General features: G+C 66.6%; 15 protein-coding genes. All 15 read left to right on the top strand.

The annotated features are described in order from the left end of the window. Nucleotides 1–219: 219 nt before the first annotated feature. The 15 genes from DIE23_RS14550 to DIE23_RS14480 all read left to right on the top strand — a co-directional run bounded on the left by DIE23_RS14550 (nucleotide 220) and on the right by DIE23_RS14480 (nucleotide 13,310). Nucleotides 220–447 carry a hypothetical protein gene (locus DIE23_RS14550; RefSeq protein ID WP_124612759.1) on the top strand — a complete coding sequence of 76 codons (228 nt, stop codon included), beginning with the start codon at nucleotides 220–222 and terminating at the stop codon, nucleotides 445–447. A 98-nt stretch (nucleotides 448–545) separates the two neighbouring features. Continuing rightward, nucleotides 546–728, top strand: a complete 183-nt coding sequence (locus tag DIE23_RS14545) for a Flp family type IVb pilin (protein ID WP_011880534.1) — start codon at nucleotides 546–548, stop codon at nucleotides 726–728. Nucleotides 729–896: 168 nt separating this feature from the next. Then, the gene (locus DIE23_RS14540) at nucleotides 897–1,103 is read left to right on the top strand and encodes a Flp family type IVb pilin (RefSeq protein WP_124612758.1); all 207 of its coding nucleotides are present in this window, start codon (nucleotides 897–899) and stop codon (nucleotides 1,101–1,103) included. 31 nt (nucleotides 1,104–1,134) lie between these two features. Beyond that, nucleotides 1,135–1,674 (top strand): prepilin peptidase, encoded by a 540-nt coding sequence (locus DIE23_RS14535; RefSeq protein WP_124612757.1) that lies wholly within the window; start codon nucleotides 1,135–1,137, stop codon nucleotides 1,672–1,674. A 32-nt stretch (nucleotides 1,675–1,706) separates the two neighbouring features. Then, complete coding sequence (locus DIE23_RS14530; protein ID WP_124612756.1) at nucleotides 1,707–3,107, top strand: ATP-binding protein; 1,401 nt, start codon at nucleotides 1,707–1,709, stop codon at nucleotides 3,105–3,107. Nucleotides 3,108–3,142: 35 nt separating this feature from the next. Beyond that, nucleotides 3,143–3,985, top strand: a complete 843-nt coding sequence (gene cpaB, locus DIE23_RS14525; RefSeq protein ID WP_124612755.1) for a Flp pilus assembly protein CpaB — start codon at nucleotides 3,143–3,145, stop codon at nucleotides 3,983–3,985. A 114-nt stretch (nucleotides 3,986–4,099) separates the two neighbouring features. Beyond that, complete coding sequence (locus DIE23_RS14520; protein WP_124612754.1) at nucleotides 4,100–6,067, top strand: type II and III secretion system protein family protein; 1,968 nt, start codon at nucleotides 4,100–4,102, stop codon at nucleotides 6,065–6,067. Between the two features lie 20 nt (nucleotides 6,068–6,087). Then, a complete protein-coding gene (locus DIE23_RS14515; RefSeq protein ID WP_124612753.1) occupies nucleotides 6,088–6,384 on the top strand; it encodes a hypothetical protein in 297 nt (98 codons plus the stop codon). A 25-nt stretch (nucleotides 6,385–6,409) separates the two neighbouring features. Next, nucleotides 6,410–7,681, top strand: coding sequence for a pilus assembly protein TadG-related protein (locus DIE23_RS14510; RefSeq protein WP_124612752.1), 1,272 nt, complete (start codon nucleotides 6,410–6,412; stop codon nucleotides 7,679–7,681). A 13-nt stretch (nucleotides 7,682–7,694) separates the two neighbouring features. Continuing rightward, a complete protein-coding gene (locus tag DIE23_RS14505) occupies nucleotides 7,695–8,228 on the top strand; it encodes a TadE/TadG family type IV pilus assembly protein (protein WP_124612751.1) in 534 nt (177 codons plus the stop codon). Further along, a complete protein-coding gene (locus tag DIE23_RS14500; RefSeq protein ID WP_124612750.1) occupies nucleotides 8,225–8,668 on the top strand; it encodes a TadE/TadG family type IV pilus assembly protein in 444 nt (147 codons plus the stop codon). Before DIE23_RS14505 ends, DIE23_RS14500 begins: the two co-directional genes overlap by 4 nt. 21 nt (nucleotides 8,669–8,689) lie before the next feature. Then, nucleotides 8,690–9,898, top strand: a complete 1,209-nt coding sequence (locus DIE23_RS14495) for an AAA family ATPase (protein ID WP_124612749.1) — start codon at nucleotides 8,690–8,692, stop codon at nucleotides 9,896–9,898. A 19-nt stretch (nucleotides 9,899–9,917) separates the two neighbouring features. Then, the gene (locus tag DIE23_RS14490; RefSeq protein WP_124612748.1) at nucleotides 9,918–11,285 is read left to right on the top strand and encodes a CpaF family protein; all 1,368 of its coding nucleotides are present in this window, start codon (nucleotides 9,918–9,920) and stop codon (nucleotides 11,283–11,285) included. A gap of 34 nt (nucleotides 11,286–11,319) precedes the next feature. Further along, on the top strand, nucleotides 11,320–12,297 hold the full coding sequence (locus tag DIE23_RS14485) for a type II secretion system F family protein (RefSeq protein ID WP_124612747.1): 978 nt from the start codon (nucleotides 11,320–11,322) through the stop codon (nucleotides 12,295–12,297). 38 nt (nucleotides 12,298–12,335) lie between these two features. Continuing rightward, nucleotides 12,336–13,310: a type II secretion system F family protein gene (locus tag DIE23_RS14480; RefSeq protein WP_124612746.1), complete on the top strand. Its 975-nt coding sequence runs from the start codon at nucleotides 12,336–12,338 to the stop codon at nucleotides 13,308–13,310. Nucleotides 13,311–13,603 lie beyond the last annotated feature (293 nt).

The raw sequence follows: 13,603 nt of genomic DNA, 5'->3' as shown, positions 1-13,603 counted from the left end.
CGTCAAGGTCCGCACGACAGTCGACGACGTGATGAACGACCGGTTGAAGCAACAGACGGACAAAACCGGACTCAATCACCTGCGGAAAGCAACGGATCGAGGGCGCGTCGGGGAATACGCCGCCCAGACCTTGAAAACCGCCGGAAACGTCGACCGAGCGAATAGGCGACGGCATTGTCCGCGCAACAAGAATCACATGACAGCATTTGGGGAATAAAAATGAAAGACCAAAGCACGTCGCGGCTTGCATGCCGCGAAGAAAACCTGCAGCAACATCGACGCGTCAGCGTCGTACGTTCAATCTGTATTCATGCCCGGGACGGTCGTTACGCCGTTCTGCTCGATCGCGCCATTCGCCTGATCGCAGCGCGCATGCACATCACACGCATCAGCTCACCGACGATCGTTCCCGCGGCCAGGCTCGTACCCTGCCGTGTGCGTCGTTGAGCGCCGCACCCGAATTCATTTGTTGTGCCGGTGGTACCCGCTCCCCGCGTCGATCCCCGACAAAGGGATTTTTATAGTAGTGCGAAAGGAGAATAGCCATGTCCACGTTCATCCAGAAAGTCCGCGGTTTCGTTCAAGACGAACAAGGCGTGACGGCCATCGAATACGGCCTGATTGCCGCGCTGATCGCAGTCGGCCTCGTTGCAGCACTGACGCTGGTCGGAAACGATCTCAAGACCGTCTTCAACACGATTGCAGACGACCTCAACGCGGCGATCTGAATGGCGGGGCGGCGAACGGCGGGTCCGGCCCGTTCGTCGCCATCCCGTCGCTCGAGCAGGGCCGGACACTCAACCAACAGATGTCGAATGGACCGAACGGCGGATGACTCGGCCGGTGCACTGCTCGAGTCTCCCCCGCTCTCGTGAACAACCGAATCGGAGGCCGTCATGCGGGCCAGGGGACATGCGGTAGCGGTATCGCGATGGATCGACGACGAGCAGGGGGTGACGTCGATCGAATATGCGCTGATCGCGGCAGTGTTCGCCACCATCGTGCTGGGAAGCGTGGTCGTGCTGAAAGGTTCGGTTGAAGATGCGTACAACATGATCGCGTCGATCGTGACCGCGGCGGTCAATACCGCGCTGGGTCAGTGATTCCGACGAGACCATCCAATCGAGGTTCGCCATGTTGCCTGCCGCCTTGCCTTATCCGGTTCCGTTGTGCGTGACGCTGCTCGTCGTCGTCGCGGCCAGCACGGATATCACGAGCCGCCGCATCCCGAACCGGCTCGTCGCGATCGGGCTGGCCGGTGCGCTGATTGCCCAGTGCGCGCTGCACGGCGTCCAGGCGGGCGCACTCGCATGGCTTGCCGGCGCCGCGACCGGCTTCGGCCTGCTGCTGCCGTTCTATCTGCTGCGCGGGATGGCCGCGGGCGACGTGAAGCTGATGCTTGCGATCGGCGCATGGGTCGGCGCGCAGATGACGTTCTACATCGTGCTGGCCACCTTTCTGGCCGGCGGGGTCGGCGCGATCGGCCTTGTACTGCTGCGCGGGCGCATGCGCCAGATGTGCGCGAACGTCTGGGCGCTGATCGCGCATCGCTCGACCCGCGCGTATGCAGGGGCAACCGACGGCCCCGTGGAAGTCTCGTCGGTCGGCGCGTTGCCGTATGGCGTGGCGATTGCCGCCGGCACGCTGGGCATGCTGTTCGTTTCGTGCGTATAGCGCGACGAACCCGCAACTAGGATGAAACGCACATGAACACGATCACCACCGAACCGAGGCACGACGCGCAGGTTGCACACCTGCCGCTTCCGTCGCCGTCGCGGGAGGCGCATGCGAAGCCGGGCACGCAGTTGCCCGCCGCGCCGCGCTCGCTCGAGGAAACCGGACTCAGCCAGGCGTTCGTCGCAGGGCTCGTGCTGAAGTCGACGCTGGTGCTCGGCCGCCCGTCCTACGGCGACCTGATCGAGCGCCACTGCCTGCCGCTCGCGGTGCTCGACGACATCTTCGCGTTCCTGGTGCGCGAGCACCTGGTCGAACTGACGCATCGCGGCAAGACGGACCTCGACGTGACGTTCCGCCTGACCGATGCGGGCCGCGTGGCCGCGCTCGAAGAGCGTGCGCGCAGCAGTTACAGCGGGCCCGCGCCGGTGACGCTCGACGCGTATCTCGACTGCTTGTCCACCCATTCGGTGCGCAAGTTGCGCGTGGCCCAGAACGACGTGTGGGCCATATTCGAAGGCGTCGTCATGGATACGGCGATCCTCGATTCGGCGGCCGCCGCGCTGAACTCCGGCCGTCCGCTTCTGATCTACGGCCCTGCCGGCAGCGGCAAGACCTTCCTCGCGGAGCGGCTCGGCGCGCTGATGGGCGGCCACGTGCCGGTGCCGCACGCCATCTACGCCGCAGGCGAAGTGATCCAGATCTACGACCCGCTCGTGCATGTCGACGCGGAGTCTCAAACGGACGGCCAATCGATCGATCGCCGCTGGCGCCTCTGCGAGCGGCCGGTCGTGATGTCCGGCGGCGAGCTGACGCTCGACGAGCTCGACCTGCGCCGCGATGAGGCCGCGGGCTTCTACCAGGCGCCGCCGCACATGAAGGCGAACATGGGCATGTACATCATCGACGATCTGGGCCGCCAGCGTGTCGCGCCGCGCGACCTGCTGAATCGCTGGCTGCGTCCGCTCGATCGCGGCGTCGATTTCCTGACGCTCGAGTCCGGCAATCGCTTCGTGCTGCCGTTCGACGTATGGCCGGTGTTCTCGAGCAACCTGGCGCCGGAGCAGTTCGCCGACGACGCGTTCCTGCGCCGGCTCGGTTCCAAGCTTCACGTCGGCGCATTGTCGATCGACCACTACCGGGCGTTGTTCGACGCCGCATGCGAGTCGCTCGGCCTGGTATCGACGCAGGACGCATTCGACTATCTGCTGCACCGGCTGCACCTGCCGACCGGCAAGGCTTATCTCGCCTGCTTCCCGATGGATCTGCTGCGCCTCGTCGCCGCTGGCGCACGGTATCGCGGCGATCCGCTCGAAGTGACGCACGACGCGCTGCACGACGCCTGGGCCAGCTATTTCGGCTCGGCGCCCGAGCGCGACGCCGGGTATCTGCCGTCGGCCGAGCAAGGCGGTCACACGCACGTAACCGGTTGAGCCGTTTCTTTCACGATTCGTTGAGGAGCATTGCCATGAAAAACAGTCGAGCGCTCATGATGCTGATCGTCGCGATGGTCGCGGGGCTTGCCGCGGTCGTGTTCGCGTCCCGCTGGTTGATGAATACCTCCAGCAGCTCGGTCACGACGGTCGCGGTGGCGACCACCGACCTGAACCTGGGCGAGCCGCTGGGGCCGAACCAGATCCGCATGGTGAGCTGGCCGTCGGGCAGCGTGCCGACCGGCGCGTTCACCGACACGAAGGAACTCGAAGGGCGCGTCGTGCGCACGAGCCTCGCCCGCGGCGAGCCGGTGATCGAGTCGAAGCTCGCACCGGTCGGCACGAAGGGCGGACTGTCCGCGGTGATCGCCGACGGCAGCCGCGCGATCACCGTGCGCGTGAACGACGTGGTCGGCGTCGCAGGCTTCGCGCTGCCGGGCAACTACGTCGACGTGATCGTCAACACGCAGGAACAGCAGGGCAAGACCGACGGACAGAGCATCTCCAAGATCGTGCTCGAGCACATCCTCGTGCTGGCCGTCGCGCAGCAGGTCAGCCGCGACGACACCGCACCGAAGGTCGTCAACGCGGTGACGCTCGAAGTCACGCCCGACCAGGCCGAACGCCTCGACCTCGCGCGCAGCGTCGGCACGCTGTCGCTCGTGCTGCGCAACCAGGTCGACCAGAAGACGCTGACCACCGACGGCGCGACCAAGCTCACGCTGCTCGGCAAGGCGCCGGTACCTGACGCACCGGCACCCGCACCCGCACGCGTGAAGACCGTGCGCGTGCACGTCGCGTCGCACGCGGCACCGGAAGCTCGCCGCGATTGCGTCGGCGTGCTGACCGGGGTGCGGGGCAGCGTCGAATGTTTCTGAAACGGTAGAACACACACCAGATAAACAGATTAACCAGATCGGCCGCCGTCACGGCACGGCGGCCTTGAAAGTCGACAACCGGCATCTCGCCGGTCACTCGGGGGATCAGACGAAATGAAGATCAATCCGCAACATTCAGGTACCAGCCCGGTGCGCGCGCGCATCGCACGGGGCGCGATGATGGTCGCGATCCTCTGTATCGGAACGCTGACCGTCTACAGCGCACTGGCCCAGGAAGGCGCCGAATCGGCCGCGCTGATGAAGGGCGGTGCCGCCGCGCCGGCCGCCGTCGCCAAGGGACCCATGCAGATGACGATCAGCATGGGGCCGACGCCGGCCGCCGCGCCTGCCGCGTCGGCGGGGCCGCTGCGCGGGCCGAACTGCGTGGGCGCGATACGCGAGTCGACCAGCGTCAGCGTGCCGCTCGGCAAGTCGCTGCTGGTGCCGATGCCGGAGCCCGTCCGCAACCGGACCATCGGCAACCCGGCCGTCGCGCAGGCGACGATGGTGTCGCCGCAGACGCTGTACATCCTCGGGCTGACCGTCGGCACGACCAACATGATCGTGCAGGGCAAAAGCGGTGCATGCCGCGTGATCGACGTGGCGGTCGGCGCCGACGCCGGCGGCCTGCAGGCGTCGCTGCTGCAACTGATGCCGAACGAGCGCGACATTCACGTGTCGACCGCCGCCGGCACGATCGTGCTGGCAGGCAACGTGTCGAACTCGCAGGCCGCGCAGCAGGCCGTGCAGATCGCCCGCGCGTACAGCGACAGCGCCAGTGACGGCGGCGGCAAGGGCGGCGGCGTGCTGAACATGCTGGCCGTCACGTCGCCGCAACAGGTGATGCTCGAGGTGAAGGTCGCCGAAGTGTCGAAGACGCTGATCAACCAGATGGGCAGCGCGTTCAACATCCAGGGCGGCTTCGGCTCGTGGAGCGGCGCGCTCGTCAGCAACCTGCTCGCGGGCGTCGCAAGCGGCGCGGTGTTCAACAAGGCGAACAACAAGCCGTTCAGCATCGCGGCCGATGCGCAGAATACCGACAACCTCGTCAAGATCCTCGCGGAGCCGAATCTCGTGACGATCAGCGGCCAGGAAGCGACCTTCCTCGCCGGCGGCAAGATCTTCATCCCGATCCCGCAGAGCAGCGGCAACGGCACATCGTCGATCACGCTGCAGGAAGAGGAGTTCGGCGTCGCGCTGAAGTTCACGCCGACCGTGCTCGGGAACGGCCGGATCAGCCTGAAGGTCGCGCCGGAAGTGTCGGAACTGTCGCAGACGGGCGTCACGCTGAGCGCGACCAACATCGGCGGCACGTCGATCCTGCCGCTGATCACGACACGGCGCGCGTCCACGACGGTCCAGATGAGCGACGGCGAATCGTTCGCGATCGGCGGGCTGATCAAGGACAACGCGAGCGGCGCACTGAAAGCGATCCCCGGCGTCGGAGAGGTGCCGGTGCTCGGCGCGCTGTTCCGCAGCACGTCGTTCCAGCAGGACCGCACCGAGCTGATCTTCGTGATCACGCCGCACCTGGTGAGGCCGCTGCAGACCGCCGACGTGCCGCTGCCGACGGACAGCTTCTCGAAGCCGAACGAAGTCGACGTGTATGCGACCGGCAACATGGAAGGCCGCAAGGGTGTCCGCAAGACGGGCGCGCAACCGGCGAGCGGCGCGATGGACGCACCGCAGACGCCGGCTCCCGCACCGCAATCGGCTGCACCGGCCGTACCGGCCGCCGCACTGCCCGCACCGCGTGCGCCGCAGCATGCCGATGCACCGGCGCCGGTGCCGGCACAGCCGGAGAAGGCCGCGGCCGCGGCGGTCGACGCGGCAGGGGCGGTGAGCGTCGAGGCGGTGCCTGTCGCGCAGCCGCAGCCGCAACAGCAACAGCAACCGCAACCGCAGGCCGATGCGGCCAGTGCGGCGCGGATCGCGCGCATCGAAGCGGCTGCCGCGCGTCTCGCGGCCGCTGGCTCCGCCACGCCGGCAAAACCCGAGTCGCGTTCGAAGCACAGCTTGCCGGCCGCCGCCCATGCGCAGATCGCGCGGGCGAATGCGGAACCCGCGTCCACCGATCGTTGAAGCCATCCAAGGGGAAGCTCATGAAATCCGCCTACCTCGTATTCGCGCGCCGCGCGGCGCTCGCAGTCCCGCTCGCGTTCGCGCTCGCCGGCTGCATGTCGTCGACCCCGGTGTGGGACAGCCGCTTCGGCGACTCGGTCCGCGCCGTCATGCAAGCCCAGATCATCGATCCGCATGCCGCCGAACACGCGGCATCGCGGCCGGGGGTCGACGGCAGCGCCGCCGCGGCCGCGCTCGACAGCTACGACAAGTCGTTCAAGCAACCCGAGCCGAAAGCCAATGCCTTCGTGATCGGGATCGGCAAGTCGGCGCAATAACACAGGCACGCTCAGGGAGAACGCCATGTCCAGCGCAGCTCGTCATCCGAAACTCACGCGTCGCGGTCTGCATCGCCAGCGAGGCGCCGTCGCGATCATCGTCGGTCTCGCACTGGCGGTGATGATCGGGTTCGTCGGTCTCGCGCTGGACCTCGGCAAGTTGTACGTCACGCGCAGCGAACTGCAGAACAGCGCCGATGCGTGCGCGCTGTCCGCCGCGCGTGATCTTACGTCGGCCATCAGCCTGCAGGTCTCGGAAGCGAACGGCATCGCCGCCGGGCACTCGAACTTCGCGTTCTTTCAGCAGAACGCGGTACAGATGCAGACGGATTCGAACGTCACGTTCAGCGATTCGCTGACCAATCCGTTCCTGACGAAGACGGCGGTCGCCACGCCGGCGAACATCAAGTACGTGAAGTGCACGGCGCAGTTGACCAACATCGCGCACTGGTTCATCGAGATACTCAACACGATCCCGGGCGTGACGGTCGCGAACGCGGCGCAGGTCTCGGCGAGCGCGATCGCGACGGTCGGCTCCGGGCAGACCACCTGTGCGATTCCGGTATTCGTGTGCCGTGCGGCGGCCGCCGCGCCGTACAAGGTCGGCGACTGGATCTCGTCGCCGTCCGGTTCGTCGACGACGTACGGGCCCGGCAACTTCGGCTGGGCGGCGCTCGACGGCTCGACGAGCGAGCCGACCATCGCCAGCGAACTGTCCGGCAATACCTGCAACATCGTGTCGCCGCCCGACCTCGGGTCGACGGGCCTGAAGTCCGCGGCACTGCGGGCCTGGAATACCCGCTTCGGCATCTACACGAACGGCGCCAACGGCTCGAGCGGCCAGCCGGACTTCACCGGCTACGCGTACGTCGGCCCCAACTACGGGCCGCCGGGAACGGCGGGCATCGTCGGCGACGCATACACGCAGTTCGTGCTCGATCGCGCGAGCTTCAAGTCCTACCAGGGCGACGGCGCGCCGCCCACCGGCAGCGGCATCGCGACCAACGGGACGGCGACGGCAAGCAACTACCAGACGTTCGGCGGCGACCGCCGGGTCGCGCTTGCCCCCGAGGGCGACTGCTCGACGCTGACCGGGGCCAGCAGCAAGCTGCACGTCACGCAGTGGGACTGCGTGCTGATGCTCGATCCGCTGCCGTTCAGCCCGGGCGCCGGCGGGGTCGTGGCGCACCTCGAATACCTCGGCACGACAGCGTCGGGCACGACGCCCTGCGCGACGCACGGCTTGCCTGGCAACGGCAGTTCGGCCGGCATCAAGGTCCCGATGCTCGTTCAATAGAGGAGACGCGATCATGAAAAGGCTCCCGATTCGCCGGTCACGCATGCGCGGTGTCGCCGCGGTCGAATTCGCGCTCGTGCTGATGCCGATGATCGTGCTCGCGACCGGCGTGGCCGAGTTCGGCCGCGCGATCTACCAGTACGAGACCATCACCAAGGGGACGCGCGACGCCGCGCGCTACCTGTCGGTGTATCTGCCCGCCGACAGCGCGTATCCGCTGGCGGCGGCACAGTGCCTCGTCGTGTACGGCAACACGACCTGCGGGGCTGCCGGCACCGAGCTGGTGCCGGGGCTCACGACGTCGATGGTGATCGTCTGCGACGCCGCGCATTCGACCGATTGTGCCGACGCGTCCGACCCGCCGCAGTTCGCGAGCCTGCCGACGTACGACTCGACCAACAACGCGGCAAGCGGCACGGCGACGGGCAGCATCAACGTCGTCGAGGTGAAGGTGAAGGGCTACCAGTACCAGCCGATTCCGGCCTACCCGGGGCTGTCCTCGATCACCTTCGGCAACATCATCACCGTGATGAGGCAAGTGTCATGAACGCGCGCCCCTTTCCGCTGTCGCGCCGCCGCGTCCAACGTGGCGCGACGATCGTCGAGTTCGCGCTGATCGCATCGATCCTGATCATGCTGCTGATCGGCATCTTCGAATTCGGGCGCGTGCTGTTTTACTGGAACACCGCGACCGAGGCCCTCCGGCTGGGCGCACGCACGGCGATCGTCTGCGACGTCAACGCAACCGGCGTCGTGAAGCGCGTGAAGTCGCTGATGCCGCTCCTGGCGAACTCGAACGTGTCGGTGACCTACGCGCCGTCAGGCTGCGACGTGAGTTCCTGCTCGTTCGTGACGGTCAGCATCACCAACGTCACCGTCAGCATGATGATTCCGATCGCGAACGTCGCGATCACGATGCCGCCGTTCACCACGACGCTGTCGCGGGAAAGCCTGAATTCCTCGACGGGCGGCAGCGCCTGTCAATAATCGAACCGACGAGGCACAGTCATGATCAATATCCTCGTAGCTGCAGACGATACGGCCCGCCTCACGCAGATCGCGCGCCTGGTCACCGACAGCGGACGCTACCGCGTGACGCGCGCGGCCGGGCGGCCGTCCCAGATCGAGCATCGCACCGACGGCCTCGATTCATTCGACATCCTGCTGATCGACAGCGCGACGACGGATGGGGCCGAGCTGTCGGCGATCGAGCGGATTTGCCGGCTGCACCCGGGCCTGACCAGCATCCTGGTGACCGCGGATGCCGCGCCGCACGTGCTGCTGGACGCGATGCGCGCCGGCGCGCGCGACGTGCTGCAGTGGCCGATCGACCCCGCGGCGCTCGCCCGTGCGCTCGAACGCGCCGCCGCGCAAAGCACGCGGCGCGACAGCGACGATACGCGCTTCGTGTCGTTCATGTCGTGCAAGGGGGGGGCGGGCACGAGCTTCGCCGCGAGCAACGTCGCGTACGAGATCGCCGAAGGCTACAAGCGCCGCGTGCTGCTGGTCGATCTGAACCAGCAGTTCGCGGATGCCGCGTTCCTCGTCAGCGACGAGACGCCGCCGTCGACGCTGCCGCAGCTGTGCGCGCAGATCGAACGGCTCGACGGCGCGTTTCTCGACGCGAGCGTCGCGCACGTCACGTCGACGTTCCACGTGCTCGCGGGCGCGGGCGACCCGGTCAAGGCCGCCGAGATGCGCGAGGACGCGCTCGAATGGATCCTCGGCGTCGCTGCGCCGCGCTACGACTTCGTGATCTTCGACATCGGCGTCAGCATCAATCCGCTGTCGATGATCGCGCTGGATCGCAGCGACCAGATCCAGCTCGTGCTGCAGCCCGCGATGCCGCACGTGCGCGCGGGCCGCCGGCTGCTGGAGATTCTCGTGTCGCTCGGCTACCCGACCGACCAGTTGCGGCTGGTGGTGAACCGGATGACGCGCGCGAGCGAACGGTCCCGCGCCGCGCTCGAGGAAGTGCTCGGCCTGCACGCCAGCAGCACGATACCGGACGACGTCGACACGGTGCGCGAAGCGCTCGACCAGGGGCATCCGGCCTCGCGCGTCGCACGCGGCGCCGCGGTGACGCGTGCGTTGCAGGCCTGTGCGAAGCAGATCGTCGAAGGGGACGTGCGCACGAAGCACGACACGTCCAGCAGCGAACCGTTGATGTCCCGGCTGTTCGGCCGCAAGGCCACGCCGAAGCTCAAGTCCATGTGAATCTTTCGGGGAAACCATCATGTCATTGCGCGATCAGATGTCCTTATACCGGACGCAGCCGCAGGCGGCGGGCACCGAACCGGCAGGTGCGACACATTCGTCGGTCCGCGACGCGTACCAGAAGCTGCGCCGTGAAATTCACCTGGCGGTGCTCGAGCGTGTCGAGCTGGAGCGCCTGTCGCGCCTGCCGCAGGAACAGGTCCGGCAGGAAATTTCGGCGCTGATCTCGCGCATTCTCGACGAGGAGCGCACGCCCGCAAACGACATCGAACGGCGTCAGCTCGCGATCGACGTGTACGACGAGATGTTCGGCTTCGGCCCGCTCGAGTCGCTGCTGCGCGACCCCGGCATCTCCGACATCCTCGTGAACACGTACCGTCAGGTCTACGTCGAGCGCAGCGGCCAGCTGGAGCTGACCGACGTGACGTTCTACGACGACGCGCACCTGATGAAGGTGATCGAGAAGATCGTCTCGCGCGTCGGGCGCCGCATCGACGAATCGACCCCGATGGTCGACGCGCGGCTGCCGGACGGCTCGCGCGTGAACGCGATCATCCCGCCGTCGGCGATCGACGGACCGTTGATGTCGATTCGGCGCTTCGCGGTCAATCCGCTGAAGATGGACGACCTGGTGAATTACAAGAGTCTCACGCCGCCGATGGCGGAACTGCTCGACTCGCTGGCCAAGGCAAAGGTGAACGTGCTCGTGTCGGGTGGTACCGGCAGCGGCAAGACGACGCTGCTCAACATCCTGTCGGGCTTCATTCCGAGATCGGAGCGGATCGTGACGATCGAGGACGCGGCCGAGCTGCAGCTGCAGCAACCGCACGTACTGCGGCTCGAAACGCGGCCGCCGAACATCGAGGGCAAGGGCGAGATCACGCAGCGCACGCTCGTGCGCAACGCGCTGCGGATGCGGCCGGACCGGATCATTCTCGGCGAAGTGCGCGGCGCGGAAGCGCTCGACATGCTCAATGCGATGAACACCGGCCACGAAGGCTCGCTCGCGACGATCCACGCAAACACGCCGCGCGATGCGCTCACGCGGCTCGAGAACATGATCAGCGTCGGCGGCCTGACGCTGCCGCCGAAGACGATGCGCCAGCAGATCGCGTCGGCGATCTCGGTGGTGGTCCAGGCGACGCGGCTCACCGACGGCAAGCGCAAGATCGTCAGCATCCAGGAGCTGACCGGGATGGAAGGCGACATCATCAACATGCAGGAGATCTTCACGTTCAAGCGCACCGGCATGGATCCCGACGGCACGGTGCGCGGACACTTCTGCGCGACCGGCGTGCGGCCGAAATTCGCCGAACGGCTGCAGGCGTTCGGCATCAACCTGCCGGATTCGCTGTACGACCCGGCGCAGCGCTACGAGACGAAGTGACGACGCGCGGTCGTCTGAATCCGGGGAGGGTCTCATGGACTCGATCTTTTACGGTTTTGTGATTCTCACCTTCGTCGCGGTCGTGCTCGCGATCGAAGGTGTCTATCAATGGTGGAACACGCGCCACGGTGCCGCGGCGCGCCGGATCGAGTCGCGCCTGCGCGCGATGTCGGCCGGCGGCAGCGTGCAGCAGGAGCGACTGTCGATTCTCAAGAAGCGGATGCTCGACGAGTCGAAACCGTTCGACCGGCTGTTGCTGCGCATGCCGCGCGTGCAGTCGCTGGACCTGCTGCTGCAGCAATCGGGGCTCGACTGGACGGTCGCGAAACTGGCCGTGATCAGCGCCGCATTTCCGGTGGTCGCGACGCTGGGCCTGATCGTCACCGCGTTGCCGCTGATCGCCGTGGTGCCGATTGCGCTCGTGACCGCATGCCTGCCGACCATGTACGTGATGCGGCACCGCAACCGGCGGATGCTCAAGCTTGAGCGCCAGCTGCCGGACGTCTGCGACATGATCGCGCGCGCGCTACGCTCCGGCCACTCGTTTACGAGCGCGCTCGGGATGGTCGGCGAGGAGTTTCCCGATCCGATGGGCGGTGAATTCCGGGTCACGTTCGACGAGATCAATTACGGCGTATCGCTGCACGATGCGCTGGTGAACCTCGCGACGCGCGTGCCGGCCCATGATCTGCGCTACTTCGTGATCGCGGTGCTGATCCAGCGCGAGACCGGCGGCAACCTGGCCGAACTGCTCGACAGCATCTCGGCGCTGGTGCGCGAGCGCTTCAAGCTGTTCGACAAGGTCCGCGTGCTGTCGGCGGAAGGGCGGCTGTCGGCCTGGATCCTCGGGCTGCTGCCGTTCGGCACCGCAGGCATGATGGCGGCGTTGAACCGGGAGTTTCTGTCGGTGCTCTGGCAGGATCCGGCCGGCATCAAGATGGTTGGCGTGATGCTGGGGTCGATGGCATTCGGCCTGCTGTGGATTCGCCGCATCATCCGGATCCGCGTCTGACGCGTGTCTCAGGCTTCACGAACCGATTCGAGGCTGTCATGCAAAACCTGAGCGTAATACATACCGTGATGCTGGCCGGCTTGTTCATTTTCGTCGCCGGCGGCGTGCTGATTGCGATGCTGCTGTTCGCGCCGCGCAACATGGAGCGCCGAATCCAGCAGGCGAGCGGGGCAAGTGTGGGCGTCGGCGCCGGCGCGGACGACGGCGGCGGGCAAACATCGCGCTGGGTCGCGAAACTCGTCGAGCTGTCGCAACCGATTTCCCGGCTGTCGCTGCCGCAGGAGGGCTGGGAGAATTCGCCGCTGCGGATCCGGCTGATGAATGCCGGCTGGCGCGATGCGAACGCGGGCGCGCTTTACTTCGCGGCGAAGACGGTGCTCGCGCTGGCGCTGCCCGGCGCTGCGCTGCTGGCGCTCGCCACGACCCGGCTCGCGGAGCAACGCATGCTGCTGTCGATCATCCTCGTCGCGCTCGCCGGGCTCGGTTACTACGTGCCGAACGTGATCCTGTCGAGGCGGATCGCGACGCGTCAGCGCGTGATCTTCGAGGACTTCCCGGATGCGCTCGACCTGCTGACCGTATGCGTCGAGGCAGGGCTCGGGCTCGATGCGGCGCTGATGCGGGTGAGCGAGGAACTGCGCTTTCGCAGCGAAGTGGTCGCGGGCGAGCTCGACTTGCTGCTGCTCGAGATGCGTTCCGGGTTCACGAAGGAAACCGCGCTGCGCAATTTCGCACTGCGGACCGGCGTCGAGGACATCGAATCGTTCTGCGCGATGCTGATCCAGGCCGATCGCTTCGGCACGAGCATCGCCGAATCGCTGCGCGTGCTCTCGGACATGCTGCGCACGCGGCGGCGGATGCGCGCCGAGGAGCGGGCCGCGAAGATCGCGCTGAAGCTGCTGTTCCCGCTGATCTTCTGTATCTTCCCGGCGCTGATGTGCGTGTTGCTCGGGCCGGCGATGATCCACGTGTATCGGGTGCTGCTGCCGACCTTCAACAGTATCGGGCAGTGAACATCCGTGCGGGTTGGCGCACGCAACGGATTTGCGTGCCGGCCAGGCAGCCCCGGTCGGCCGGCACGGTACGGTCTTCATGGGAGGTCATCCTCCCCCCGGGCGGCGCCGCGAGATGGGTCGATCATAGCGGCGGCACGCCGGCCGAAACGAAAAGCAATCCGACTGGATCAGTCCGCACAGCTGAATGAATCCGGATCAACAATGGGTGTGATCGTTTACCGGAGTGTCGACCGGAATTGCCTGGGGTTCTTCTTTCCCCACTCGCAGGCAAATCGCGTTTGTCAGAACGT

Source organism: Burkholderia sp. Bp9143 (genome assembly GCF_003853645.1).
In the GTDB taxonomy this organism is placed as follows: Bacteria; Pseudomonadota; Gammaproteobacteria; order Burkholderiales; family Burkholderiaceae; genus Burkholderia.
Note: the sequence above shows the minus strand (reverse complement) of the source record. Positions and strands in the feature narration are given on the sequence as shown.